Source organism: Enterovibrio makurazakiensis (genome assembly GCF_050336585.1).
Taxonomy (GTDB): domain Bacteria; phylum Pseudomonadota; class Gammaproteobacteria; order Enterobacterales; family Vibrionaceae; genus Enterovibrio; species Enterovibrio gelatinilyticus.
On record NZ_JAKJSE010000007.1, the window covers coordinates 132,434 to 157,849 of the forward strand.

The following is a 25,416-nucleotide window of genomic DNA, read 5'->3' on the forward strand; positions in this document are numbered from 1 at the left end:
ACCCTATTTTTTGTGCTAATCCAATTAAGACACGGTTTGTGTAGATGATGTGAGATATATCCGTTTTATGTGTCACAAGCGCTAAGTCATGCTTGGCGCTTGTTTTTTTATGCATATAAGAAACGACTCCAAAAAGGAGCCGTTCATGAGGTGGGTGTTTATTCACATCAAAGCGTTTGATGTAAAGTTTGTTGTGCTATTTGCAGGGTCACAGCTTCACAAGATCACAGAGTACGTTGATTGAGTGACTCAGCAATGAAGTCGGCCTGTCGGATTGCGAGCGCCACGATAGTGAGAGTTGGGTTTTCCGAGGCACCGGTGGTGAACTGACTGCCATCTGAAATAAACAGGTTTTTAATATCGTGTGTTTGCCCCCATTGATTCACGACACCTTCTTGCGCCTTCGAACTCATGCGGTTAGTGCCAAGATTGTGGGTGGATGGATAAGGCACCACATTGTGAACTTTCACCGCGCCAACGGCGTTGTAAACTTCTCCTCCTTTTTTGTATGCGTAATTTCGCATGGCGACATCATTGGGGTGGTCATCAAAATGTACATTAGGTACGGGTAAACCAAAGCTGTCTTTCACATCGGAATTGAGTGTGATGCGATTACTCTCCCTGGGCATATCTTCACCCACAATCCACATTCCGGCCATTTTCTCGTAGCCTTCCATGTTTTCAGCAAAGTCTTTCCCCCATGCGCCGGGTTTCAAGAATGCCGCCATAAATGGTAACCCTAGGGACAAGGTTTCCATTTCAAAGCCACCGACGAAACCTCTGGAAGGGTCATGACGCGACTCATCGGTAATGATCCCAGCCATAGTGGTGCCTCGATACATATGAACGGGGTTTTCAAACTCTGCGTAAACTGACCCAGTCACGTGACGCATGTAATTTCGTCCTACTTGGCCTGAACTGTTTGCAAGGCCTTCTGGAAACATGCTGGTGGCGGAGTTGAGTAAAATACGCGGGCTTTCTATTGAATTACCTGCCACGCACACAACTCGCGCTTTCTGATGTTGTTGTTGGCCGTTGGCGTCGACATATAGCACGCCATCCACATTGCCTTTCGAATCGTGGGTGATAATTTGAACGTGACTGCTTGGACGAAGCTCAAAATGCCCAGTTTGTTCTGCTTTTGGGATTTCTGAATACAGCGTTGACCATTTCGCACCATAACGACAGCCTTGGAAGCAAAAGCCTGTTTGTTGGCAGGCTGCACGTCCATCTCGAGGTTGCGAATTAATCGCCATTCGACCGGTGTGCACATTCTTATAACCCACCTTCTGTGCGCCAGCTTGCATTACTTTGAAGTTGTTGTTTCCCGGCAAACCCGGAATATCGTGCGTGCGGGTCACGCCCATTTTGTCTTCTGCTTTGGTGTAGTAGGGGGCTAAATCTTCAATTGTAATTGGCCAATCAAGTAAATTTGCGCCGGCGATATCACCATAGGTAGTTTTGGCTTTTAATTCGTGTGGCTGAAAACGAAGACTAGCGCCCGCCCAGTGGAGTGTTGAGCCTCCAACGGTTTTACAAATCCATGCGGGTAAACCGGGAAAATCTCTCGCAACTTCCCACGTGCCTGATGTGGTTCGTGGTTCTAACCAGGCTTCTTTACTAAACATGCCCCACTCGTTGTTTTCAAAGTCGGTGCGATAGTCGAGCCGTGTCCCCGCTTCTAAGCAAATCACATCAACCCCTTTTTGGGCGAGCTCATTACTTAATGTTCCGCCGCCAGCACCTGAGCCGATAACCACTACGACGTTACGGTTGTCGTGTGCAAATTCCTTTTTCATCTTGCTTACTCCTTTTCAGCGTCAGGCAACCAATTGATGTCATCGAATCCGCGATGAAGATAACCACCTTGTGCGAACGATGGACCTTCATAGCCAAACAACGGCCAGATTTTTGGGTTGTCGTAAAGCGATACCACCATGTTTCCTCTGACAGTTTGAAAAAAGGGTGTGCTAGAGATGGCTGTCAGAATAGCGCTTTTGTCGATTTCGGAGAGGGTACTCCATTGCCCATTTGAACGCTGGTTGATGTCGTCTAGACCGCTCGCGAGCAGGGAATGAGTATCTGGGTTTTGAGCTGCCTGTTGGTCAAGACTTTCAACACTGGCAGCGTAAAACAAATCGCCAATTTTCGGATGAGGGTAAATACTTCGACAAATACTGAGCAGTGTGTTTGCTTGCGCCTCTGAGAGCGCAGATACCGTCATTGCCCAACTGTTAGCCGGAACGGTTACTCCTGTCATTGCGATTGCAAAGGCGGATGCGGCGGTGAGTGACCCCATCTTGAGTATCTCACGCCGTGTAAAGGCTTTTGGTTCCATCTTATATTGCCTCCAGATCATTGTATTTACGTTTGTTTTTACATTTGTGGTTGTGTTAATTATGTTTCGCTAATCATGGTGCTGTACTGCACCAACGGGTGAATTTTTGTCATGCTTTGATCGCTTCTTCCTACTCACAGAAAACGGCCAAATCGCTTTAACACTTCAATTTTGTAACCGTCGGGATCGGTAATGAAAAAGAAACTTGCCATAGGCGTATTTTCATAAGACATAGTTTTGATGTCGGTCGGAGAAAGACCACTGTCTAAAAGGAATTGGTGGTGTTGTTCTAAGTCATCGACAGTGACAGCGAGGTGCCCATAGGCATTCCCATGTTCATAAGGAGCATTTTGATCATGGTTATAGGTGAGTTCCAACTCAAACACGTTGTCTTCGCCTCGGAGGTAAATTAGGGAGAAGTTTGCGAAGTCAAAACGAGCTTCGACGTGCATCCCCAGGGCGAGCTTATAGAAGGAAATGGATTTTTCAGGGTTAAATACCCTGATCATTGAATGGATAGGTTTAGCCATAGATACGCGCTCCTCACTGTTTTTTTAGCAGTGTAATGCGAGGGAGCTTTTGGCAGGTGGTATTATGCTACCGCATGTTAACCATTCGTTAATTTTTTGGTTTTGAGTTCGGTGTTGGCAATGTGCATTGTTTGCTCTGGAGCGTCTAGATAGAGCAAACAACTACAACGGAGTAGAGAGGCGAAATTACTCACATCTCCATTTATATCAAGGGCTTCATCATAGATGGTGGAAAGAAATTTTCCTGTGTTTAAACCTTGGCTATTTGCAATATGGTCGATAACCTGCCAGAACATTCGCTCTAAACGAACGCTGGTGCTATGCCCCCCAAGACGGATTGAGCGGGTCTGGCATTCGTAATTTTTTGGGTCTTGTCCGGCAAATATTGTACACATAGCATCGACTCCTTAATACGAGTTACTTCAAGCCAAGAGCAACGTTGCGATGCAATCACGTGCTATTGGCCTCCTCATAATTAAGCCTACGTTAAGTTCGTAAAGTGCATTTATCTCAACATGAAGACAAATTCTAAAAGTGCCCATGGATATTCACTAACTGTCGGATAACTAAGTAGTCATTGGTCACTATTTCTTTTCGCCCTAACGAAAGGTTGTTCAGCCTCTGGCGATATTTTGTGTCTTGATTCGTAAATGAAAAACGTAAGAAGTGACTTCGGGGTGTGAGTGCTGATAATGCTGCTAATCACTTTCTGACCACCCGACTTGAGATAATAGGGAAGAAACGGAGTCATACAGAGCGAACAAGCAAAGGAGTTATTAGGTTGGAAGAGCTATCTGGCGGTCGAGAGGGTTCGATTTACAAAAAGGAACACACTGTCGTAAGACCGCTAAACCCATGGTCTGACAATGTGCACCGTTTGTTAAATCATTATCAGAAGCAAGGCATTAGTGAATGCCCACAGTTTGTTGCTATAAAAGGCCAAACCGAAGTACTCAGCTTCGTCAACGGGGATACATACAACTACCCGCTGACGGGGCCTATCGCGAGTGAATCGGCATTGATTTCCGCGGCGAACTTATTGAGGAAACTGCATGATGCGTCGGTTTCGTTTCTCGCAGAAAATAATGATGAAGAATTAACGTGGATGCTGCCAGTAAGAGCGCCACAAGAAGTGATGTGTCATGGTGACTATTCACCCTATAACGTGGCGCTTAATGGCGACGTGGTTGTCGGTGTGTTTGATTTTGACACTGCACACCCAGCGCCGAGAGTCTGGGATTTGGCCTATGCAGTGTATTGCTGGGCTCCATTTAAAACGGACGAGATAGATGCGTTAGGTTCGCTTTATGATCAAATTGATCGTGCCAAACAATTTTGTGATGCCTATAGCGCAACAGAACAGCAGAGAACAGAACTGGTGGATGTGATGGTAGCGCGTTTAGATGCGCTCGTGACATTCATGCGTGATGAAGCTGAAAGTGGCAATGAACAGTTCGCCGCTAACCTTGAAGATGGGCACCACCTGAGTTACTTGGCTGATATTGAATATTTGAAAGCCAACAAAGCGCAGATCTCTAGACGTTTAATGGAGTGAAGCGCTGAATCGCTCGTTAGGGCGAAACTGCGCTTCTAGGGGGAAGGGTTGGGCAGAGTTTCTCTGCCCAATTTATTGTGTGTTAGTAAATAAATTCCTTACTTAGCAAGCACGCTTTTCATTTGTTCAGCGACTTTATCGACCTTGCCTAAGCCAACGACCACTTGCAGACCGGCTTTCCCCATTGGAATGACACCTGCTGCGCCGAGTTGTTTTAGCTTGGCAGCATCTGCCATTGCTGAGTCTTTCACTGTAAGTCTTAAGCGGGTAACGCAGTTATCAACTTCTACAATATTGTCGGCACCGCCAATGGCTTCAATGTAATCCAGTGTTAGGGGGCCAATGTCTTGTGTATTGGCATTTTCTTCTGATTTTTCGTTGCGTCCTGGCGTGCTCAAGTTGAATTTCACAATCGCGAATCGGAAAGCGAAGTAGTACAGAGCAAAGAAGAACAGGCCTTGAACAATTAACATATACCATTGTGTCGCCAGCGGGTTTTGGCTTGAGAGAACGAAGTCAACAAACCCAGCAGAGAACCCAAAGCCCGCCATCCATTCCATGCTTGCTGCAATGTAGAGAGATAAGCCAGTCAGTACTGCGTGAATGAAGTACAGTGCGGGCGCTAGGAACATAAAGCTAAACTCAAGCGGCTCAGTAATACCTGTGAAGAATGAAGCCATTGCTGCAGCAATCATGATAGAGAAGGTCGCGGTTTTGTTTTCAGCGTCAGCACAGTGGTACATAGCTAATGCCGCAGCAGGTAGACCAAACATCATGATAGGGAAGAAACCTGCCTGATACATGCCTGTTTTGCCAGGGATAGCCGTACCATTCGCGATAGATTGTGCACCGCCAAGGAAGTTAGGAATGTCATTAATTCCCACCACATCAAACCAAAACACAGGATAGAGCGCATGGTGCATGCCGACGGTTAATGTGAGTCGGTTAAAGAAGCCAAATAGTCCTGCACCCACGGCATCTAATGCCAGTAAGTGATTACCAAAAACAATTAATGCGTCGTAAATCACCGGCCATACGTAGAGTAATACGAACGACAAAAACATACCCGCAATAGAGGTCAAAATGGGAACTAATCTTTTACCACTGAAGAATGCGAGTGCTTTGTGAAGCTCTACTGTGTGGAATCGGTTATAAATTTCCGCAGACAAGATACCAACTAAAATACCGATAAATTGGTTACTTATTTTCCCGAAGGCAGCGGGTACTTCTTCACTTGAAACATTCAGCAATTGACTCACTGCTTCTGGTGACAATAGTGTTGTTACAACCATAAAAAAGATGAAGCCAGACAGCGCTGCGGCCCCATTTTTATCTCGGCTTAGTCCGAACGCCACGCCAACAGCAAACAGTACTGCCATATTGTCGATGATTGCGGCGCCAGACTTGATCAAGAATGCAGCAATGATGTTCTCAGAACCCCAGCCAACAGGATCTAACCAGTAGCCGACCCCCATTAATATTGCCGCTGCAGGTAAAGTGGCGACTGGCACCATTAATGCTTTACCGACTTTTTGCATGTACCCAAGGATATTCATGTAGCCCCCAAAATTGTCATCTGAAAATGTGATAAGAATTGCTTGCTTCTACAGTGGGTTTGATTCGAAAAAACATGTAAAAGCAAAGATATTGGGGATATTTACGCATTAATTTCCGTTGCAAACAAACCAGTTGGTGTGCACTATGGATTAATAATTTTAATGCATGGTGTTTTTATGAATCATCAATCTCTTCTGCGAAATTTGCACACCTTTAGCTCAGCAGCCCGAACACTGAGCTTTACAGAAACCGCAACCGAGCTTCACTTAACGCAAGGAGCGGTAAGTCATAGAATCAAAGTGCTCGAAAAAGAGCTGGGTTTTAACCTTTTTGTCAGGCGCACACGCAAGCTAGCGTTGAGCGAAGAAGGCGAAAAATTTCAGGCGACATTATCAAAGTCACTCAATTCTATTTTCAGCGAAATTGACAATATTCGAACGACGGAGCTCTCAGGTGAATTGACGATCGCGACATCGCCGGGTATCGCCAATGAATGGCTCATTCCACGCCTTTCAGACTTCAAAGCCAAATACCCCAAGTTTAATCTCAACATCCTTACCAATGACGTCGAGCTAGATTTTGATGCGCACGGCATTGATGTCGCGATATATTTCGGTGAGCGCGAGAGAATTAATATGTTTAACAAGAAGATGTTTGGCGAAAAGTATGTTCCTGTTTGTACACCGGGTTACGCAAAAGCGCATCGATTGTTTGAAGATGGATTAGATTCGCTGAAGCGCGTGAATTTCCTTTATGCAAAGAAATCGACGGCTTGGAAACGCTGGGCAAAGCATCAAAAGGTGGTGCTTGATACGTTCAAACAATTTACGACCTTTACCCATCAGGATATGGCTGTATACGGCGCTAAAAAGGGTTTGGGTGTTGCAATGGGGCGATACCGTTTTGTGAAAGATGCGTTGGAATCTGGTGAGTTGGTTGCTCCTTACCCCAGCATGGAGACAAATAGATGCCATAGTGTTTTGTGCCCACAAGGCACTGAAAATCGTCCGAAAGTTCGCACCTTTCTTCAATGGGTCGATAGCCAATTGGTGTAAGACAAAGTGAATGGAGTCATGAGGGCTTAACAGGTTAGGTGATCTCTAAGAGCCATGTTCTATATGTGTCATTACCTGACAAACAATGAGATCTAAGCCACCCACTTTCTGTTAGCTATCACTATGGACGAATCCGTCCATAGTGGACATTCAATAAAAAAATCATGGACGCATATGACCAAACAATATGTGTGAATATTCGGAAATTCCTAAAATTCCCATATATATTATGGCGTTGTGTAGTTGGCATGCCTGTTGCTTTATAAGAATTGACCCTAAAGGAGTTGGCTAGGGAATTCCCAAAAAACTAATATAGGAAAATGTTATGTCTCAACAATACAAGCTACATTTCGTGAACAACTCAACAATGGCTGGTGATATCTGCGTATATCAAAAAGACCCGAACTTGAATGTTCCCGAGGTTATGTCTTTGGCATGGTTTTCGAAAGGAACAAACACTGGGACAAAGGCGGATTTTACTTGGAACATAGATTATTCATTTATTTGGGATGAAACTGGTGTGCTTATTCCAGGCGTTATCTTTGATGCGAGTCAAAATAAGCCTGCGGATCTCACAGAAAACAACGTTATCACGCTAACTAAAAACCAATATGGTTATGAGTTTGATGCTCAGCAAACTGGGGAGCCTTCAGGCTCGCTGGTAATTAATCAAGACGCTACTATCCCGTCAAATCAAGCCAGTGTTGGTATTGGTATGTCTGGAAACGGTACATATGCTGTTCAAGCGCAACCAAATATCAAGGCAACGTTTACCCCCCATCCAGTTTATTGGTTGACGTTTGGGACCTTTGAGCAAGGTCAGGTGCTGGACATCGGCCAAATTACGAACAAAACAGAGTTGAAGTTCCCCCCTAATGTCTACGAGATGTATGCCGAACTAACGGCAGATAACAAGATCAATGTGTCCGAAACCCCAATTTCTTCAACTGTGAAAGCGTAGGGACTGAATCATGAATAAAGTGAATACTGAACAGCTATTCTCAGGCTGCATCATGGATGAATTTGCTGAGATCATCGAATTGAATGCTGGTTCATCTGACATGAATGAACTGGTTACTGCGACAGCTGAGAAAACCAAGGAAGTAACAGGGTGTGGTGAAAAAACTCCAGATTCATCTTGTTCTTTTGAAGCACATAACCCACTGGAAAATAAAAGAACACAAAGTGTTAGCATTGGATTGATTTAATCCACTGACAGCATGCTGAGTGGTAACTTTCAGCATGCTGATTTTTGTTATAAAACGACATATGGAATATGCGTAATGATACTTACACGTCATAATCTACTCCGTTTTTTACTCAGTAATAATTGTATTTCTTTGCGAGAGTTGTTAAATGACTGTTGGGAGGTTCATGACTATTCAAGTAAAAATAATAACTTTGCTTTTATCAGTTCATCTAAAGGGCTTTTCATTAAGCAGTGCATATCCGATGGGGATAAGGCATCGTTGTTTGGCCTGGAAAGAGAGAGTGATTGTTATATTTTGGTTGGAGGTTTGGCGTCATTAAATGGAATTATTCCAAAACTTATACATTATTTTGAAAAAGAAAGAATACTTGTAACCGAATATGTGGTTGCGAGTATAAATATGTTCTCGTATTGTAGGAGTAATGAAGTTTGTCTGCAACGTACTGCGTCGCTATTGGGTATGGAGCTATCAAGATGTCACTTTTCATTATCTCAGGTTGTTAAGTTTAGTGATAAAGGTGTGAAGTTTGTAAATCAAAAACCTTCCATATTCACTCCGGAAATTATGTCGGAAGGTGGAGATGTAAGTATTGCACAAAGGCAATGCCTCAATATAGTAAAAAAGCATAGCGATTTGATGAATGGCCTCACTTCTCTTGACTCAGAGTGGAGAGTCAATGGCCTAATTCACAACGATATGAAATTGGAGAACTGTCTTGTGCGATTCTCCAACGAAGACCCTGAGAAAAAGAGTATTGTCGGTGTCACCTTTATAGACTGGGAAAGGGTTAATATCGGTGATATAGCCTGGGATCTGGCGGGAATTATTGAAGGCTATTTAACATTGCTTTCATCTGCCATGCAACAACAGGCGAAGAAAACACACCTGTTTGATCATTCGCTAGAGCTCGGAGAAATAAGTGGTCAGGTACGAGCAGCCTTAAGAGTGTTTTGGGCTGCATATATTGAAGGAAGTAAAATTGAGCCTACTTATACCCATACACTCCTAAAACGTGTTGCAAAATATAGTGCAGCTCGGCTGATTCAATCAACATATAATAAACTTGAAGGCAGGGATGAGTTAGGTCTTGATGCATTGTTACAGATTCAGCTTGCACAAAATTTACTGTCTGATCCCGAACTGAATAGAGAGAAATTGTTTGGGTTCTAGTTTGGGATTATTTTATGAAAATAATGAATGCTCATGAGTCTGATATAAATAACATCATTAATAATGTAAGTATCCATTCAATGAAACTCATGAAATTTTATGGTTATGAGATGGATTTTGACCTAGATAAGCCTGCTGCATTGAATTGTCCATTTTATCATGAAAACATACTTATCTCTCGTTTGTATCGCCTCGTTTATTTGCATTGTTATGCAAAGCTTCCAATTGAAGATTGTTTCACTCCAAGTATAAGGGACGCGGAGCAGGATGGTCATTTCTTTCAGAATTTACAAGCGGCAAACCCAAATAAAACAAATTGGGTAAGAAATTGGCGGGTGGTTTATTGCTACAAAAATGGGGTGGTAGCGACAAGGAAAGGGCGAGTGAGATATTTCCCTCAAGGTCAGTTTTTGGCTGATGAGCCTCGAGGTGAAATTCGAAAGAATTCGAAAATTCACTTTTTTAATAGTCATGAATTTGCAGGTTTACAACGTGATTTCTACTATGTGTTTGGCGATTATGTTGATAGTGATATAGACAGCAGGAAATCGTTACGGGTCTATTTTAATTTAAAGCCGACAAAAGCGGCAGATGCAATTAGCTATATAAGCTTTGAGCTTAATCGAGTTCATATCCCATTCACGTTTAAATGCCTTAATTCTCCAGCGTTATATGGGCGAGCAGATAGCGGTGTATTATATGTGGCCAAACACGATTATCGATCTGTACTACGCGTGCTATCTGAACTTCGGTCGGAAACCTTTCATTGGTGCGAGAAAGAGATACCGTTATTTTCCCTTAAGCTAGCTCCTGGTGTTGGAATGGCGGAGTCTCCGGATTTAGATAGTTTCGGTGGGCACTGTAGTCGAGTGATTGCTGAGGCATTGTATGGGTGTTTTGAACAAAATCTTCATACCCAAAAGTTGAGATGTTATGAAGTAAAACGGGCACTCTTTTACGCGGGTATAGAGATGGCTAGTCCTTATATCGTTGGTGCGTCGGGGTATAAGGACAGTCTTAAAACAGTTAGTTCATTGACCAATTATTAATGGGTAGGGAAGAATGATGTCGGAAACGTCATTGGTTGTCGCTGCAGAACATGTTGGTTTTGAGCTTTGTCGAGATGCTTTGTGGTTCGAGGACCGATGTACTTGGCAAACAGATAGCATGCGGGGCAATAAGGTTGTTTTACAAACCTGCGATCCGTTTCTTTACGATGGGCTTGCAGGAATTGCGTTGTTCCTATCTCACCTCTATGCAGTAACAAACGATGAAATATTCAAGGAAACTGCGCTTGGTGCGCTCAGTCAAATGGTTGTAATGCTGGCAGAAACTGAATCTAAATCTCAGGGCTTTTACGTGGGAGAAGCTGGCTGTATTTATGCGCTGTATTCCGCATCCAAATTACTGGATAAACCGGACTTGGAAAAAACAGGCGAAGGCTTGTTGACGCGACTATTTCACAAAACGATAACGGATCAAAATGTAGATATCATCTCAGGTTATGCTGGACAAATCCTCGGTATATTACGTTGTACTCCTAACCCTGATTTAAATACTTCACATTATCTTTCTCGTTTAAGTGATGCGATGATGGAAAAATCAACGAGCGTGAACAACATGTTAATTTGGAAAGATCCAACGTATCCAGACCGTAAGGCATTGACCGGTTATTCTCATGGAAATGCAGGGATGGTTGCTTCGCTTGCGGGGTTGAAGCAAGCGGGTGTCGGCGACATTGATAAAAAAGACATAGATGCAATTGTGCAATACGAGTCTGTTAACTTTGTTATTGATAAAGGTAACTGGCGTGATCTGCGATTTGAGAAGACGATTGATGTTCATTGCTCTACAACGTGGTGCCATGGCGCTCCTGGCATTTTGTTGAGTCGTATCAAGCTGTATCAAGTATTTAGAGAAGATCGTTTTTTTGATCACATCAAAACGGCTATACGCACGATAGAAAGACATTTGGACGACAACATACACTCACCAAAAAGTAATCTCTCTTTATGCCATGGCTTGTATGGAAATCTTGATACATTACTTTGTGCATCAAATGTCACTAATTCCGGTGTGTATCTAGCGAAAGTTCGCCACTACGCTCAGAAGATATTACGAAATGACGACGACGGTGTATACGATACTAGGTATGGCGTATATGCTTTAGATGCTTATGTACCCGGTTTAATGGGCGGAGAGGCAGGGTTTGGCTACTTGCTCCTACGCTTGCACTCCCCTGATTCCGTTCCTTCTGTGCTTGATTTGTAGTCAAAAAAGGACGGTGCCAGTAAGTTTAGTGGTGATAGCAGTATAAGAATGAATCACCGAGTAATGGGATAATACCTCCCCAACGCATTTACTCGGTATTGTCATTATTCACGTATTAACTAGTACTTCTCCGCTAAACCGATAGCTTTTCGTGAGCAGCTATTGGTTTGATAGTAAAATATTGAATAAATTGGGTTTAGGAACAAAGAACCAGCGAGTAAGAAACCATCAGGCAATCCATCTAAAGGGTCAAAGCCTAAGCGCCATACTCCATCCTCTAAACGCACGAAGTATTGTTCTGGCGTCAAAACATATTCAGAACCATTTATCGCGAACGTAATATTGGGATATTTTTCAAAGTCTGGCGTTGCCGCATAAACTTTTTCTGGCAGACTTCCTTCTTGGGTGATTGACGCGACTATTTTGTCGATTATTTGTTTGTTTCCTTTGAAAAAAGAGGAACCTGTGTCGACAGCAAATATAAAGTCACAAAGGACGGATTTATCTGTTCTCTCTTCGTTGTGCGTCAAAGTTAAGGAGTCGAGCGCTATTGTCCATAAGTAGGATAAACCATCTTCTAGCAATGAATTTGCATCTATAAGTGCACAAATGTTAAGCGTGTCTTCTCTAAATTTATTTGTATCTACAGCGCCTAGTATGACTTCGCCTACTTTGTCATTTTCATTGAAACAAAAAGAAGCAATCGGCCAACCTATCTTCATTTCATTTCTTAATTGAGGTAGAAGTTCGCTAGAGTCAATTCCAACCGGCAGTATTGAAGGTATTGATAACCCACCATCACAAGCTAGCTCCGCAAATTTTGAGCCTTTATAGTTTTGCGCCATATAGAATCGAAGGCTATCGCTTACTTGTATTGGGTTATTGTTATTGTCTAGGGAGATCAGATCGATTCCAAGAGAAGCATCCATGCTACCCCAAGGCCCGAAATCGATTTGTTGTATTGGGGCATCAACGGCCTTGTAAGAGGAAGATTGTGTCGGCGAATAGCGTTCATGCAATAAGCAAGGTGCAGTATTACAAAGGGTAGATGTCAACCAAGTGTGAGTAGTTCCAGTGTCTACCATCAGTTTCAATGTTTGACCGGGCGTACCGATTTTTAAGGTTGTGTACCAAGGAGTAGCGCCATTTTCTGTGAGGGTTCCAGCATGTAAAGGCATCCTAATACAGGCTGTATTTTCAGTATCGTATTTTGATGATTTTGGCAGGACTTCCGGCACTCTACGGAAAGTGCTTTTATCTATGATAGTTGCCCCCCAGTCATCCGCTGGAGCAGTATTGCTGACTAATAGGTAGGTTGTGTTAATCACGGCATCGCCGTTAACAAGTTGAAGTTGACCAGTAAAACTTGAGAGAGCGTGGTCATATTCTGAAGGTTTTGCATCGGGAGCCAAATTTTTCCACAACACATTAATTGAAACCGTGAGTCCATTCTCGGTCGGCAGGGCATCACTAACTGCATTAACTTGATATGCGCCCGTTTCGCCAGTATGGGATGTATAACTGCCGGTAAATAGGCACGTTATGCCGTTGTTTTCAGTTTGTTTGAGTGTCATCAACGAGCCAAATTCATTTTGCCATGTGCCTTCGAGTGTAAGGGGCATAATGTTTCCTTGTGTTAGAAATGGTCACTATTAGTCCGCGAGGTTATTACGCAACTCCGTCAGATTTGGGTGGAAGTCTGTTTCGCTAAAACTACTTTCTAGGTATTGCAGTCTGTCCCATTGGTTATGGTTCAAGAGGGATGGGTGATTTAGCCAAACGTGGCTGATTTTTAACAACATGAAGCGGAGATTTTGTTTTTCTGCCAGTTGCCATGCGTTATCAAGCAAGTAAATGGCGTCATCCTCTTGGGTTCTATGCAACATCATTTGTGCTTCAAGCAACATAATTAACGGCTTAAAGACTCGCTCGCCAGTCAGCTCGATAACCTCGTTAGCCTCTTGAATAGTGTTTGCTAGTGCATCCCAATCGTTGTTTTGTCGCTGACAATTTCCTCGCATAATATGAAAATAGGAGCTAAATATACGGCCATCTTCAGGGTGCATTTTATGATTGAAAGCCTCAACCATCATTGTTTGCCCAGTATGATAATCACATGTGTTGCTTAAATGTTCGCCAGAAAAAATATGACCAAATCCGTTATAGAATGAGAAATCACTTCTATTGGAAAGTGATAGTAGCTTGTCTGTTTGTTCTTGAAGTGAATGTTTGTCATCCATCAGATGTGCAATCCATACGAGCGCATGCTGACCCGTGACTTTGACGAAGTCATTATTTGACCTAAGCGTGTAAGCGACAAGCGCTGTTCTTGTTAATTCTGCGGCCGCAAAATTACCCTGAAGAATTTCGACAACACATTTGAATTCCAAGCAAATAGGGTAGGGGTCAAAGTCTGTTTGCTTTGACATTTCGGACCGTAATTGTCGAAAGAAAAAATATTCTTCGAGTGCAGCGGATGTTCGCTCTAGTTCACCCGTCCAAAACGTTGTATTGGTGATTGTCATTAAGGCAGATGCAAGAATGGCATCATTGTTGGTGTCTATGCCTAATTGGTAGAATCGAAGTGCAGTTTCATTCGCATTGCTCAAATTCAGCTTGACCAACTCAGCAGCCCAAATGCCTAGTAGCGCCAAACTGAGTTCGGATGTGTCGCCAATCCGTAAGGAGACTCGATGAGCCTCTTCATAGCAAGAAATTGCTTCTTCAGAAGCCCATCCTTCGATATTACGCAAACAGGTACCCAATTTAATGCAAATTGTGGTTCTTAGCCTGTCGATATCGACCAAATCCGGCATTCTAATAACATGTGCTCTTGCTTCTCTGAGAAGCTCTATCGCTTTATAGTATTGGTTATTGTTTATATAGGCATCGGCGCGAATAACCAGTGTGGAAGCATTGTTAAATACCTCATTATAGTTATTAAGTTTTCGTTCGATGGTTTTTCTGTGGACGCCCAGCTTCTTTGCTGCTGCCTGTTTATTTCCGTCTGTTTCGTTTAGGGCTTGCTGAATTAAGGTCCTTTCAATTAAAGCGAGGGTATTGTTGGTGTCTAGGCACAGTATTTGTTCGGCTATTTTTCTAGCAGCCTCTTCAAGCGTTTCTTTTTTTTTCAATAAGGTCTGATGGATAAAGTCCGCATCTATGACACTACTTTCAGAGAGAATTGACATCCTTAAAACTGTATTTCGAAGTTCTCGGACATTGCCGGGCCAATTTCTACCTGTTAGTAATGATATGGCTTTATCGGTAAACGTTTTCTTTTGCTCCAACGCAAAATGAGCGATTAGGAAGGGAATATCTTCTTTACGTTGACTAAGAGGGGGGACGGTTAGATTGATAACGTTAATACGATGAAAAAGGTCTTCCCTGAAAGTATTAGCCTCAACCATTGCCTCTAGATCTCGATGTGTTGCGACAACAATTCTTCCTTTGAAATTTTGGTTGTGTGTTGCTCCGATAGCTCGAAACTGACCAGTTTCGAGAACCCGCAATAGTTTGGGTTGCAGGTGCAAGGGAAGCTCACCAATTTCATCAAGGAACAAGGTTCCATTTTTCACTAGGCTGAAATAGCCGTCATGTTGTTGATGTGCGCCGGTAAACGCCCCTTTTACATGCCCAAAAAGAAGTGACTCAATCAGTTCTTCTGCGATAGTGCTACAGTTTATATCCATGATTGGAGCGTCAGGGTTTAATCCAGAACTGTGCAATAAATTTGCAACCCACTCCTTTCCTGACCCTGTAGGTCCATGTATGTAGACAGGATATGGACTCTGAGAGACCTTTTGTATGGTATTCAAAAGGTCTTTTATACATGAAGAAGAGCCTTGAACAATATTATCTGGGGGCCTGATAGACGGGCGTACCTCGTCTTTAAAATTGCTGTCCATAAATTAGTAACCAAAATGTTGCTATTAACGATCTATATAGAAATGTAGTCATAAACTTTTGATTGTTTGTTACTTAGGTTCAATTGAAAGTGCATACATCCAAATTCGTGAAATCAGTCACTTAGACGTCATATGATTTATAGGCCAAGTGAATGAATGGGTGGGGAAGCGTAGCTAGGGGAGCCTTTACCTTATATGTAGAAAAAAGTTAAAAGACAAAAGATTAACAGCGAAAACTAGGAGCAATTAATGTGTGTTTTGTCAGCGGCTAGCGATCTTGAAAGATAGGAGTTGATGTTGAACTTTACACTTAGGCTCGCTCTCCCGTTCACGATGTCTGTGGTACGATCTTACTAGAACAAACCCTAAAGCCTTGTACCGTCGTTGAGGGAAAAAGACTTAGAGAATTGATGGAAGATATATTCAATGTGAGAGCTCTTCACAGGGTAATCAGCACGTTTACCTGCATAACTTGCCGTTTTTAACACCTCATCGCACTGGTAGTTCTTAACATCACCAAGTGCTCGATATAGTAGCTTAAGAAAGTCGTGGCAAATCACACTTAAGCACTTAGAATGCGAGCATTGAAATTTATATCGAATTAGAGTGATTTTATGCTTCGTGATTACACCTTTGAATGTCTCGTCACCATGCCCCGCCATGAACTGGAAGAGTTTAGTGCCCGAATCATAAGTAGAATGGTGCCAGAAGACGTGATGAGTGAGATCTTCACTTTTGAGCAAGAAGAAATCGACAGCGAGGAACGACTGTTGTCGGCTCGCCTTGATGCAATGTTGCGCATGACGGCAATTGCACTGAATGAAACTCAGCAAGCGTTTGATGACTCAGATAATGCGAAGCAAAACAGTGAGAGGATGACCAGACTGGTCCTTTGGCACTTTTATGCAATTTCGTTTCGTTTGGAGCAAGCTATTTCTCTCGAAACACATTGTGAGCACGTTGAAGCGATACTAAAAAATGCCCCTGTGGAGGTATTTGGCTGGGTTAACGCCCTGACGGAGCTTCTTCACGGTTATGCAGAGATCAGTGATAAACAAAACCCTGAAGGCTAAGCGGCAAATATCAGCAAGGGCGAAATAGCTTCTACCTGTTCCCCCTTTCAATGGCTAACTTTGAAGGGGGTTAGACTGAGGCGTTCTGCAGACTCTTGCGTCGCCCTTGTACCTTTTGTCATTCTTCTATTTGGGCGATGCGACGTGTTCAACGATATCAATACGCGTGCCTGCTGGATCCTCAACCATAAAGTGTATTTGTCCCCATACTTCTTCCTTCAATTCCATCGCAATGTTTAGGTTCATGGCTTTTGCATCTGCAAACGCTTTTGCTGCATCTCTTACTTCCAATGAAATCACGTACCCGTCAGTCACCATGTTGGTGTGCAAGAAATCGGGTTGTGAGGGGTGATTTGGCATGAGAAAGCCAAGCTGGATGCCTGTTGATGGTGACACTAGATGCAAATAAAACGTTGGATCGTAGTACACGGCGTCAAAACCGAAAGTTGAGAGATAAAACGTCTTTAGCGCGTCTAATTCTGCAGTGACGATAACGGGAAACATCGACTGAAACTCAATCATTTTCATTGTCCTTATTGAATAACGTTCGATGAGTATCTGCGATAGGGGCTAGTCGATATTGTACAAAACGGACAAATTAAACAGTTCGCTAGGTGTTGAGCCAGACATGCGCTTAAACTCGCGGATGAAGTGAGATTGATCGTAGTAATTGTCTGCCCATGAAGCGCCATTCGGATTGCGCTTGATCGCATCTAATGTGTGTTGAAATCGCATGACTCTCGCAAATTCTCGTGGTGAAAGACCAAACTGAAGCTGAGTCAGTCTGCGAAGCTGTCGTGCTGATAACCCAAACTCAGAACATGTTCTGTCAGAAAGGACGATGTTTGATGAAATATTGTGGTGACAGTAGCGGATAAAGCGCGCGAGACGATGATCTATGTTGGGTTGTCTTGCTGCGTTCAGCAAAGAAGCCGACACATGATGGCAACGCTCCTCAAACGAGAGGTTAAATGTAATAGATTCTCGAATTGCGTTTAATACCCTCGGCGGGATGACATCTGCTTTTCGTGTGTCAGTGGATAGCAACATTTCCCAGTTTTCAAGCGGTGTTGAAACAACAACCTTGTGTCCGAGCAATTGAAATCGAATACCGAAATAGGCTTCAGGCCCTGATAGCTCGAATGACATTGCTGATGAGTATGGTGTCACGATGAATATGTCTTCTGCATCATGCAGGTTCGCAATCACATCAACGCAATTATCAGGCATGCTTCGATAGCAATGGCGGCCCAACGGTACATTCAACTGCCAATAACTATGCACCCAATGGCTAAGAGGCGCAGCAGGGGACAAGGTTATATAACCTTGGTCTTGCAACACACTTCCTTGAATGGGGTGGTAGTTAATATCTGTCAGCATGGCGTGATATCACAACCTCAAACATCTCATCAGGCAAAGTATAGAAGGTTTGAAGTGAAGAAGCCGTCAAGCTCATTCTCGCTAAAAACGCCCACTTGCCCGTGAGCGTTGATGTTGTTGTGCAGTCAAAATCAAACCAGCGATTCAATGCCGTATTTCTTACCGTAATTCTCGACAACAAAATCGATATCTTTATCACCTCGACCAGAAAGGTTGATTAATATCGACCCTTTTTCACCTCGTTTAGCGAGTTTAATCGCATAGGCGACGGCATGAGCTGATTCGATAGCCGGAATGATTCCTTCCAATCGAGACAACTCGAAAAATGCATCAATCGCTTCATCATCACTGACTGTACCGTAGTTTACTCGCCCACTGTCTTTTAGATAGCTGTGCTGAGGTCCTACTGAGGGATAGTCTAGTCCGCTCGCAACCGAGTGCACTTCTTGGGGTTCGCCTTTGTCGTCTTTGAGCATGTATGACTTAAAACCATGCATAATTCCTGGTTCACCCAGGGTCAATGTTGCAGCATGTTCCCCTACTAGGTTCAATGAACGACCCGCTGGTTCTGCACCGTGGATTGCAACTTCATCATCTTCAAGAAATGCAGTGAACAAGCCCATGGCATTTGAGCCCCCTCCAACACAGGCAACAAGGTTGTCGGGCAGGCCACCTGCCATCTCCTTGAATTGCACTTTTGCTTCATTGCCAATGATTGATTGAAAGTCACGAACCATCATAGGGAAAGGGTGCGGACCCACCACAGACCCGATGGCATAGATTTGCGTAATTGGGTCTTTCATATAAGCTTCAAATGCAGCATCAACCGCTTCTTTAAGTGTTTTACGCCCATGAACCGCGGGAATAACATTGGCACCAAGAATACGCATGCGTACCACATTTGGGTGCTCTTTCTGGATATCCACTTCTCCCATGTAAATATCACATTCCAGTCCTACTAGCGCCGCAGCCGTTGCGAGAGCAACACCATGTTGGCCGGCGCCTGTTTCGGCGATGAGTTTCTTTTTACCCATTTTCTTTGCCAGAAGGGCTTCACCTAAACAGTGGTTAATTTTGTGTGCGCCAGTGTGGTTGAGATCTTCACGTTTCAGGTAGATATCAGCGCCGTATTTTGTAGAAAGGTTTTCTGCATGAAAGATAGGACTCGGCCGGCCAACATAGTGCTTATATAGGCGAGCTAGTTCAGCTCTGAAAGAAGGGTCTTTACGGCACTCATCATAAGCTGAAGCAATTTGAGCCATGATGGATTCCAACTCTGGTGGGATAAAGCTTCCACCATACTCACCGAAATATCCTTGTGAATCAGGCAGTTTTTGGTCAAAGGAATTTTGCATTGGGTACTCCTGCTCTCTGTCCTTGTTATTGCAACCTCTACTGGCATGAAACCAAAATAGGGTGCTGAGTTATCCCTACAAAATATATTGATTAAAGAAGAAGCTGTACGGTATAGCCGCAGTTTTGTGACAAAGGAAAGAGAAAGCTGTCGCAGACCACAGTAAACAATGGACTTACCAAGGCGGGCAGAAGCAAAGCGTAAAATAAAGAATTGAGCGAAAAACAGAGCGATGAAGAGATCAAAAAGGAACACTTTGTTAAGACAAGCATCAATTCATCAGCCTCTGAAAAATGTGGCTTTAAGCGCTAACATGTGGCTTGAAAATGAAATCCCATTACTCTTGCCACCCCGCAAAGTGTGTCAGCAAATGATCGATAGCGAGACGCGCTTTGAGCGGTAAGAACTTACGGTTTTGATACACCACCCATGAGGTGATTTTCTGTGTCCAATATGGTGTGAGGACGGGAACCAAGTCGCCATCTTTGACTGCGTTTTGAAAACTGCTTTTTGGCATGTAACCAATCCCCAGCCCGCCTTTACACGCTTCCACCAGTGCGTTGGCATTGTTGCACCGGAAACGCCCTGATACCTTCACGGGTATTTCTTTGCCTTCATGCTCAAATAACCATGTATCGTTGTTGGTGATTAAGCATGAATGCTGCGCCAACGCTTTAGGATGCTTTGGCTCGCCATGTTCCGAAAGATAATTCGGTGATGCCACTGCCATTAAGCTACGATCAGCGAGCTTTCTCGCTACCAACCCAGAATCTTGCAATCGTCCATAGCGAATCGCGAAGTCGATACCGTCTTCCACAAAATTGACATGTCGTGTGCTGAAATCTACTTCGACTGTCAGCTTTGGATGTTGCTTGGCAAATTCCACTAGTGCGGGAGCAACGAATTGCTCTGCAAACGACCCTGCCATGCTGATGCGCAGCGTACCTTGTAAATCAAACTGCGTCCCTGTCACCATCTCATTGGCTTGATCAAGCCCGCTCACTAGTTCTTGGCATTGATGATAATACTGCTGACCAGTCTCTGTCAGTTTTACCGAGCGTGTGGATCGTGCAAATAGGGCGGTGCCAAGTCGCTGTTCTAGACGAGAGACTTGGCGAGATACATGGCTGACAGAACAGTTTAAACGGCGTGCTGCTTCGCTAAATCCTTTGGTTTCAGCCACAGTCACGAATTCAACAATGCCATCAAAACTGAGAGAGTGAAGATTCATTTCATTATTGCCATATAGCAAAGACGGTTTTTCATTTTAACGGATTATCACCCATTTGGCGAAAGCATAGAATGGTGGGTATCGAACGGCTTACTTTTCTCCAAGTCGATTCGCATCAAAAGGATTAGGTTATGAAAAAGGTTCTTATCATCGTTACGAATCACGCCACGCTGGGTACAACTGATCAAGCGAACGGCACGTACGCTCCTGAGATGACTCACGCATTGGATGCATTTTTACAAGCGGGTTTCAGTTACGACGTTGCCTCCATCAATGGCGGCGCTGTGCCTTTTTATGGCGAAATTGTGGAAGGTGATGAGGTAAACACGCGCATTTTTAATGACGCTGAGTTTCAATCTCGTGTGAACAATACCATTCCCGTGAGTCAGCTTAACATCGACGAATACGATGCCATTTTCTATCCGGGTGGGTTTGGTCTGCTTTCTGATTTGGCCGAGCATGCTTTGACAGCAAGTCTAGCAGCAACGCTCTACGAAAAAGGCGGCGTGATTGGCTCGGTGTGCCACGGCCCAGCGGCTCTGCTTCCTATTACCCTGAGTAATGGACAGCCCTTAATTGCAGACAAAACTGTAACAGGTTTTACTCGTGAAGAAGAAGTTGATTTTGGTACCATTAACGATATTCCTTTCCTATTGGAAGAGTCGTTGGCGCGTAAAGCGGCGAAATTTAGCAAAATCCAGCCTTGGGGCGTGCATGTTATTGCTGACGGACGTCTGGTAACAGGTCAAAACCCAGCAAGTGCTCACGGTGTCGGTGAGGCTATGGTCGCGCTTCTTAAATAGAACTGATCAACACGTAAAAAGTGCAACATGACGCGCCGGTGACGAGCAAACCACTGCCTTGCTCGGCATCGGCGTTTCTTGTCTGTGCACCCGCCAATTAGACAGGAGTGTCATAGTAAGACGTCGCCTTTTTCCAAGACACATCTTGTCCCCATTTTGTCCCCTTGAGTTGTCAAAAAGCGTCCACTGTTTGTCATGTCAGTTCATGTCATGTGTTGTTCGTTAGCTCGTTAGCTCGTTAGTCAGTTTGTTACAATGCCCCGCTATGGGTTTGCATCTTCCACTGACATGAGAGATTGCTCTTCGATATGTCGGAAGTAATCCCTGTCTTCCGTCAGAATATGCATAATCAGCCAATCGGTGAGGAACGCTTTTACTTTGTCGGGCTGGTCAACAATGCGATCGTTAATGACTTCAAACTGCGTTTCATAGACTTCAAAGATTTGATTGATCAGTTTTTGATGGTGGGCCTTATGGCGCAGAACTTTTTCTTCGGGATAGCCGATTTCAACCAGCATGTTTTCTTCGCGGCGGAAGTGGGTTTCGGCATAGCGAATCAATTTATTGAGGGTTTCAAACACAACGGCATCATCGTCACCGCGGCGAATATTGTCATAGAACTGATTTGCGATGTGGAATAGCATTTTGTGTTCGTTATCAATTTCTTCGACGCCAGATTCGAAAATCTTTCCCCAAGCAATAAATTTCTCAGCCATATCATCTCCTTAACAATTTGACGCCAGTGTAAGACAGTTAAAATGTTGAGGAAATGATAGACATCTCGAATGTTAAATTTGTGTTCACCCCTATTCGGTAAATGAGTGATTGGTGCAGGCCTCTTCAAATGAGCACGGGAATGACGAGATTCGCGGTAAAGAGTCATAAACATCAGGCGATGTGGACTTAAATTGAAATGCGAGCGATGTGATTGAGTGATAAAGGAAACTGACATGGCCTATAAAAATACAGAAAAAGCCAAGAATGAAGCGGTTGAGTGGACGTTAACTCATGGTATGGCACTAAAACAGACGGATGATTCAGCAAGACACCCTGCATTTACATTAACGCCAACCGTCATCGAAAGCGCTCGATTTGAGAGGCTCAAGTCGTCTGTTCATCTGCTTGGAAAGCTAGTGCATGCGGTATCGCAAGATCATGCGTTTCTGGTTGAAGCCATTAGCCCCATTACGGCGGGCAATGTGTTCTTTAAAGCGCTTTTGCGTATGGCTGAAAATATTCATAGCCACGCAGAAAATAGTCGAGCAGAAAACCGTGGTGTGAACGGACAGACATGCTTGCCTTTGCTGATCATGCGTAGCGATTTTATGGATGACGCCACGCTTGGTCCTAAATTGATTGAGTTTAACGGTATTGCCGCAGGTATGGGGCCATTTGGTCAGCGCATTCATGAACTGCATCGCTATTTGTCTACGCAATGGCCTTCGCCTTACGCTGAATGGTCAGGTAATGAAGTGGGTGAGCCTATCCCCAATAGTGCGTTGAATGGATTGGCGGAAGGTATCGCGGCATCGACATGGAAGATCAAACATGAGTTTTCAGATGCAGGCGCACCAACGTTTCTTATGGTGGTGCAAGATCGTGAGGACAACGTTTATGATCAGCATTTGCTTGAGCACGCGCTGCAAGCCAAAGGAATTCGTACCGTGCGTCGAACATTCAGAGAGCTCTACGACGGGTTGTCGACAGGAGATAATCGACGTCTGATGTTAGAGGGCATTGGTAGTATTGATTGTGTGTACCTTCGTGCTGGTTATCAGTTTAGTGATTATGTGGCCCATGACATTGTTGATAAAGCGTGTTGTGAAGCCTTAGCGCAAACCCGTGTGATGATTGAAAAACATCGTGTGGCGGTGAATGCAACCGTCAGCCAACAGTTGGCGACAAGCAAACGTCTGCAAATGTTGCTGTCATCGGCGCCCGCTGAATCATTAACGCGTTTTGGTTTGACCGAATCTGAAGCGCAGGAAGTGAAGTATTTACTGGGCGATATGATTGCCGTGGATGAGCAAAGTGCAGAGTGGATTAAACAGCGTCCCCTTGATGAGTGGGTATTGAAAAACCAAGGCGAAGGAGGGGGGCACTGCGTATTCGGTGAAAATATACACACCAAGCTAACGGCGTTGGATCCGAATGAATATGAAGCGTGGTCCTTGATGCGTAGATTGCATCCTTTGCCGCGGTCTCAGGCAGCCTATGTGGTACGGAAAGGAGAGATATATGTCATCGACGATCTGATCAGTGAGATTGGATTGTTCACTGTTCATATTGATGGCGAACCAGCACTCGATAGTGGAGGTTACGCAGGCTACCTGATCCGAAGCAAGTCATCACAAGTGACGGAAGGTGGTGTGCACAGCGGCATGGGGGCGTTAGATTCTCTGGCCTATAAAGGCTAATCAAAACAGCCACCGCAATGGTGGCTGTTGATTTTTATTCTTCGCTACCAGGGACTTTGGGGTAGGGGAATTTGATATGCCCAATGCGAATGACAAAGACGGTAATTGCCAAGACAAGCCCTGCAACCGTGATGGCAAGAATTCGCCAATCGTCCATGTTCTTCATATCTAAAATGAGATAGCGGGCGAGCGCCACAATTGCGATGTAAAGCGGCATTCTCACTGGTACTTTTCCAGACTCGAAAAAGCTGTGAACCATGGCTAATACTTCGAGGTAAATGAACATTAGCAGCAAATCACCTACTGATACCGTTCGGTTAACAATCACCAAGTAAATTTCTTCGCCAATAGCATAGATAGTGGCAAGGAAAATCAGTACCAATACACAGTTTTCCATCAAATGTATGATTTGGGATGCTTTTTTATTTTTTGGCATTGTTCCCGCCGTCCTTGGATAAACAGCCAGTGTAGCGAGTAGAAGGGGTGGATAAGCGTCTCATTGGTGAGAGTACACACCCACAATAGGGAAAGGGTGTGCGTCTAGAAAGTGATGGCGATATGCGATGAAAGGGTGTTAGCGTGCGGCAAGTAGGTAATTCAGCGCACCGCGAACCGCTGCAACTTGTGCATCGTTACATTCTTGGTCGGTCACCTTTTCGCTGTCTGGATACACTTCTGTGGTGGTGCAGTATTCGCAATCAGTGAAACCAGTACAAAGCCCTAGTGCTTTGACGGGGTAATTGATCACGCCTTCCTGCTCCACTGGCGTTCCAATGATTTTTCCTGTCGCATCAGCCGGTGCAATGTGGGTGACTTTACGCACTTCGTCGATAACGGCAGTTTGAAAATCAACGTTTGGATTGTCGGTATCACCGACGGTGTAGAAGCCATCTGGAACGGTGTCTTCCTCATAATCCTTGCCATCGCGAGCTGCGAGCGCAGGGCGGAATTCAGTGTCGTCGGTATCTGTCGTTTCATGTAAATCGATGTGCGCGAAGATCTTTACGCCCAGTCCATTAACCCACGCCATCACGTTTGCAGCTTCTTGTGATGGGCTGTTCTCAACAAACGAGCGGTTTGGATCGACAGTGTACGGGTTCCATCGGTTGATGGTTTCATAGCCCCACGGGCTGATACACGGTGCAACGATAAAGTTGAAGTGCTCTGTAAATGCCAGTGCTTCGGTATCTAGGAATTGTAATGCACCATGAACACCGCTGGTTTCGTAACCGTGTACGCCGCCGGTGATCAAAATGGTGGGCTTGTTTTTATCGAAATCACGGCTGCGAATACCAAACTGAGGGTAACGCGCTTCATCAAAAGACAAGGCACCGTATTGAGCCACGTCGAAGCGGTCTTTCAGAGCATTAATTTTGCTGATCACATCATCGTTGTAGCTGCGCTTAAGGTTGGTGGTCGTTAACCATTGCGCTTTTTCTTCCTCTCCCCAAGGTTGTCCTGGTGTACCGATTGGAAAAGGGGTGGACGTCGTCATGATGATTCCTTACTGAGAGAATGCTAAGTTGTCAGGGTATGTTGATCTTTGGTGGATAAATTTTGTTC

General features: G+C 44.2%; 24 protein-coding genes. 10 read left to right on the plus strand and 14 right to left on the minus strand.

The features are described from left to right. Positions 1 to 224: 224 nt before the first annotated feature. From L4D06_RS05470 to L4D06_RS05485, 4 genes are all read right to left on the minus strand, one after another. Positions 225 to 1,799 carry a GMC family oxidoreductase gene (locus L4D06_RS05470; protein WP_429738095.1) on the minus strand — a complete coding sequence of 525 codons (1,575 nt, stop codon included), beginning with the start codon at positions 1,797 to 1,799 and terminating at the stop codon, positions 225 to 227. A gap of 5 nt (positions 1,800 to 1,804) precedes the next feature. Next, entirely contained in the window at positions 1,805 to 2,338 is a 534-nt protein-coding gene (locus tag L4D06_RS05475) for a hypothetical protein (protein ID WP_274164089.1), read from the minus strand. 134 nt (positions 2,339 to 2,472) lie between these two features. Further along, positions 2,473 to 2,868, minus strand: coding sequence for a VOC family protein (locus tag L4D06_RS05480; RefSeq protein ID WP_274164088.1), 396 nt, complete (start codon positions 2,866 to 2,868; stop codon positions 2,473 to 2,475). A gap of 77 nt (positions 2,869 to 2,945) precedes the next feature. Next, positions 2,946 to 3,263: a ribbon-helix-helix domain-containing protein gene (locus L4D06_RS05485; protein WP_274164087.1), complete on the minus strand. Its 318-nt coding sequence runs from the start codon at positions 3,261 to 3,263 to the stop codon at positions 2,946 to 2,948. A 386-nt stretch (positions 3,264 to 3,649) separates the two neighbouring features. Between L4D06_RS05485 and L4D06_RS05490 the strand changes: the two genes are divergently transcribed. Then, positions 3,650 to 4,423, plus strand: a complete 774-nt coding sequence (locus L4D06_RS05490) for a phosphotransferase (protein ID WP_274164086.1) — start codon at positions 3,650 to 3,652, stop codon at positions 4,421 to 4,423. Positions 4,424 to 4,521: 98 nt separating this feature from the next. On the opposite strand, the gene nagE is transcribed toward L4D06_RS05490, so the two are convergent. Next, positions 4,522 to 5,979, minus strand: a complete 1,458-nt coding sequence (nagE, locus tag L4D06_RS05495; RefSeq protein ID WP_274164085.1) for an N-acetylglucosamine-specific PTS transporter subunit IIBC — start codon at positions 5,977 to 5,979, stop codon at positions 4,522 to 4,524. 177 nt (positions 5,980 to 6,156) lie between these two features. On the opposite strand from nagE, the gene L4D06_RS05500 reads away from it, so the two are divergent. The 6 genes from L4D06_RS05500 (at position 6,157) to L4D06_RS05525 (ending at position 11,687) form a co-directional block, all read left to right on the plus strand. Then, entirely contained in the window at positions 6,157 to 7,035 is an 879-nt protein-coding gene (locus L4D06_RS05500; RefSeq protein WP_429738098.1) for a LysR substrate-binding domain-containing protein, read from the plus strand. A 325-nt stretch (positions 7,036 to 7,360) separates the two neighbouring features. Continuing rightward, positions 7,361 to 7,996, plus strand: coding sequence for a hypothetical protein (locus tag L4D06_RS05505; RefSeq protein WP_429738099.1), 636 nt, complete (start codon positions 7,361 to 7,363; stop codon positions 7,994 to 7,996). A gap of 10 nt (positions 7,997 to 8,006) precedes the next feature. Next, positions 8,007 to 8,243: a hypothetical protein gene (locus L4D06_RS05510; protein ID WP_429738100.1), complete on the plus strand. Its 237-nt coding sequence runs from the start codon at positions 8,007 to 8,009 to the stop codon at positions 8,241 to 8,243. A gap of 75 nt (positions 8,244 to 8,318) precedes the next feature. Beyond that, positions 8,319 to 9,416 (plus strand): phosphotransferase, encoded by a 1,098-nt coding sequence (locus L4D06_RS05515; RefSeq protein ID WP_429738101.1) that lies wholly within the window; start codon positions 8,319 to 8,321, stop codon positions 9,414 to 9,416. 14 nt (positions 9,417 to 9,430) lie between these two features. Next, positions 9,431 to 10,465 (plus strand): T3SS effector HopA1 family protein, encoded by a 1,035-nt coding sequence (locus L4D06_RS05520; protein WP_429738102.1) that lies wholly within the window; start codon positions 9,431 to 9,433, stop codon positions 10,463 to 10,465. 31 nt (positions 10,466 to 10,496) lie between these two features. Next, positions 10,497 to 11,687: a lanthionine synthetase LanC family protein gene (locus L4D06_RS05525; RefSeq protein ID WP_429738104.1), complete on the plus strand. Its 1,191-nt coding sequence runs from the start codon at positions 10,497 to 10,499 to the stop codon at positions 11,685 to 11,687. A gap of 119 nt (positions 11,688 to 11,806) precedes the next feature. Here the strand turns inward: L4D06_RS05525 and L4D06_RS05530 are convergent, their stop codons facing one another. Both L4D06_RS05530 and L4D06_RS05535 read right to left on the minus strand, forming a co-directional pair. Continuing rightward, positions 11,807 to 13,309, minus strand: coding sequence for an avidin/streptavidin family protein (locus L4D06_RS05530; protein ID WP_429738106.1), 1,503 nt, complete (start codon positions 13,307 to 13,309; stop codon positions 11,807 to 11,809). A 30-nt stretch (positions 13,310 to 13,339) separates the two neighbouring features. After that, the gene (locus tag L4D06_RS05535) at positions 13,340 to 15,595 is read right to left on the minus strand and encodes a sigma 54-interacting transcriptional regulator (protein ID WP_429738107.1); all 2,256 of its coding nucleotides are present in this window, start codon (positions 15,593 to 15,595) and stop codon (positions 13,340 to 13,342) included. Positions 15,596 to 16,209: 614 nt separating this feature from the next. On the opposite strand from L4D06_RS05535, the gene L4D06_RS05540 reads away from it, so the two are divergent. Then, complete coding sequence (locus L4D06_RS05540; protein ID WP_429738109.1) at positions 16,210 to 16,668, plus strand: exoribonuclease R; 459 nt, start codon at positions 16,210 to 16,212, stop codon at positions 16,666 to 16,668. A 126-nt stretch (positions 16,669 to 16,794) separates the two neighbouring features. On the opposite strand, the gene L4D06_RS05545 is transcribed toward L4D06_RS05540, so the two are convergent. The 4 genes from L4D06_RS05545 to L4D06_RS05560 form a co-directional block, all read right to left on the minus strand. Beyond that, entirely contained in the window at positions 16,795 to 17,190 is a 396-nt protein-coding gene (locus L4D06_RS05545) for a VOC family protein (protein WP_274164082.1), read from the minus strand. Between the two features lie 48 nt (positions 17,191 to 17,238). Beyond that, positions 17,239 to 18,048 (minus strand): helix-turn-helix domain-containing protein, encoded by an 810-nt coding sequence (locus tag L4D06_RS05550; protein WP_274164081.1) that lies wholly within the window; start codon positions 18,046 to 18,048, stop codon positions 17,239 to 17,241. A 131-nt stretch (positions 18,049 to 18,179) separates the two neighbouring features. Beyond that, on the minus strand, positions 18,180 to 19,403 hold the full coding sequence (gene trpB, locus L4D06_RS05555) for a tryptophan synthase subunit beta (protein WP_429738111.1): 1,224 nt from the start codon (positions 19,401 to 19,403) through the stop codon (positions 18,180 to 18,182). Between the two features lie 336 nt (positions 19,404 to 19,739). Continuing rightward, the gene (locus L4D06_RS05560) at positions 19,740 to 20,633 is read right to left on the minus strand and encodes a LysR family transcriptional regulator (RefSeq protein ID WP_429738113.1); all 894 of its coding nucleotides are present in this window, start codon (positions 20,631 to 20,633) and stop codon (positions 19,740 to 19,742) included. Between the two features lie 131 nt (positions 20,634 to 20,764). Between L4D06_RS05560 and L4D06_RS05565 the strand changes: the two genes are divergently transcribed. Next, positions 20,765 to 21,436: a type 1 glutamine amidotransferase domain-containing protein gene (locus L4D06_RS05565; RefSeq protein WP_429738115.1), complete on the plus strand. Its 672-nt coding sequence runs from the start codon at positions 20,765 to 20,767 to the stop codon at positions 21,434 to 21,436. 263 nt (positions 21,437 to 21,699) lie between these two features. Here L4D06_RS05565 and L4D06_RS05570 read toward each other — a convergent pair whose 3' ends face one another. Continuing rightward, entirely contained in the window at positions 21,700 to 22,152 is a 453-nt protein-coding gene (locus tag L4D06_RS05570; protein ID WP_429738117.1) for a bacteriohemerythrin, read from the minus strand. A gap of 234 nt (positions 22,153 to 22,386) precedes the next feature. Between L4D06_RS05570 and L4D06_RS05575 the strand changes: the two genes are divergently transcribed. Then, complete coding sequence (locus L4D06_RS05575) at positions 22,387 to 23,853, plus strand: glutathione synthase (protein WP_429738118.1); 1,467 nt, start codon at positions 22,387 to 22,389, stop codon at positions 23,851 to 23,853. Positions 23,854 to 23,887: 34 nt separating this feature from the next. On the opposite strand, the gene L4D06_RS05580 is transcribed toward L4D06_RS05575, so the two are convergent. Both L4D06_RS05580 and L4D06_RS05585 read right to left on the minus strand, forming a co-directional pair. Beyond that, positions 23,888 to 24,289: a phosphate-starvation-inducible protein PsiE gene (locus tag L4D06_RS05580; protein ID WP_274164075.1), complete on the minus strand. Its 402-nt coding sequence runs from the start codon at positions 24,287 to 24,289 to the stop codon at positions 23,888 to 23,890. Between the two features lie 138 nt (positions 24,290 to 24,427). Further along, positions 24,428 to 25,348, minus strand: coding sequence for a M14 family metallopeptidase (locus tag L4D06_RS05585; protein WP_274164074.1), 921 nt, complete (start codon positions 25,346 to 25,348; stop codon positions 24,428 to 24,430). Positions 25,349 to 25,416: the final 68 nt, after the last annotated feature.

Coding starts and splice junctions, on each gene's coding strand:
- L4D06_RS05470 (WP_429738095.1), bottom strand. CDS start 1,799: ATGAAAAAGGAATTTGCACACGACAACCGTAACGTCGTAGTGGTTATC.
- L4D06_RS05475 (WP_274164089.1), bottom strand. CDS start 2,338: ATGGAACCAAAAGCCTTTACACGGCGTGAGATACTCAAGATGGGGTCA.
- L4D06_RS05480 (WP_274164088.1), bottom strand. CDS start 2,868: ATGGCTAAACCTATCCATTCAATGATCAGGGTATTTAACCCTGAAAAA.
- L4D06_RS05485 (WP_274164087.1), bottom strand. CDS start 3,263: ATGTGTACAATATTTGCCGGACAAGACCCAAAAAATTACGAATGCCAG.
- nagE (WP_274164085.1), bottom strand. CDS start 5,979: ATGAATATCCTTGGGTACATGCAAAAAGTCGGTAAAGCATTAATGGTG.
- L4D06_RS05500 (WP_429738098.1), top strand. CDS start 6,157: ATGAATCATCAATCTCTTCTGCGAAATTTGCACACCTTTAGCTCAGCA.
- L4D06_RS05505 (WP_429738099.1), top strand. CDS start 7,361: ATGTCTCAACAATACAAGCTACATTTCGTGAACAACTCAACAATGGCT.
- L4D06_RS05510 (WP_429738100.1), top strand. CDS start 8,007: ATGAATAAAGTGAATACTGAACAGCTATTCTCAGGCTGCATCATGGAT.
- L4D06_RS05515 (WP_429738101.1), top strand. CDS start 8,319: ATGATACTTACACGTCATAATCTACTCCGTTTTTTACTCAGTAATAAT.
- L4D06_RS05520 (WP_429738102.1), top strand. CDS start 9,431: ATGAAAATAATGAATGCTCATGAGTCTGATATAAATAACATCATTAAT.
- L4D06_RS05530 (WP_429738106.1), bottom strand. CDS start 13,309: ATGCCCCTTACACTCGAAGGCACATGGCAAAATGAATTTGGCTCGTTG.
- L4D06_RS05535 (WP_429738107.1), bottom strand. CDS start 15,595: ATGGACAGCAATTTTAAAGACGAGGTACGCCCGTCTATCAGGCCCCCA.
- L4D06_RS05540 (WP_429738109.1), top strand. CDS start 16,210: ATGCTTCGTGATTACACCTTTGAATGTCTCGTCACCATGCCCCGCCAT.
- L4D06_RS05545 (WP_274164082.1), bottom strand. CDS start 17,190: ATGATTGAGTTTCAGTCGATGTTTCCCGTTATCGTCACTGCAGAATTA.
- L4D06_RS05550 (WP_274164081.1), bottom strand. CDS start 18,048: ATGCTGACAGATATTAACTACCACCCCATTCAAGGAAGTGTGTTGCAA.
- trpB (WP_429738111.1), bottom strand. CDS start 19,403: ATGCAAAATTCCTTTGACCAAAAACTGCCTGATTCACAAGGATATTTC.
- L4D06_RS05560 (WP_429738113.1), bottom strand. CDS start 20,633: ATGAATCTTCACTCTCTCAGTTTTGATGGCATTGTTGAATTCGTGACT.
- L4D06_RS05565 (WP_429738115.1), top strand. CDS start 20,765: ATGAAAAAGGTTCTTATCATCGTTACGAATCACGCCACGCTGGGTACA.
- L4D06_RS05570 (WP_429738117.1), bottom strand. CDS start 22,152: ATGGCTGAGAAATTTATTGCTTGGGGAAAGATTTTCGAATCTGGCGTC.
- L4D06_RS05575 (WP_429738118.1), top strand. CDS start 22,387: ATGGCCTATAAAAATACAGAAAAAGCCAAGAATGAAGCGGTTGAGTGG.
- L4D06_RS05580 (WP_274164075.1), bottom strand. CDS start 24,289: ATGCCAAAAAATAAAAAAGCATCCCAAATCATACATTTGATGGAAAAC.
- L4D06_RS05585 (WP_274164074.1), bottom strand. CDS start 25,348: ATGACGACGTCCACCCCTTTTCCAATCGGTACACCAGGACAACCTTGG.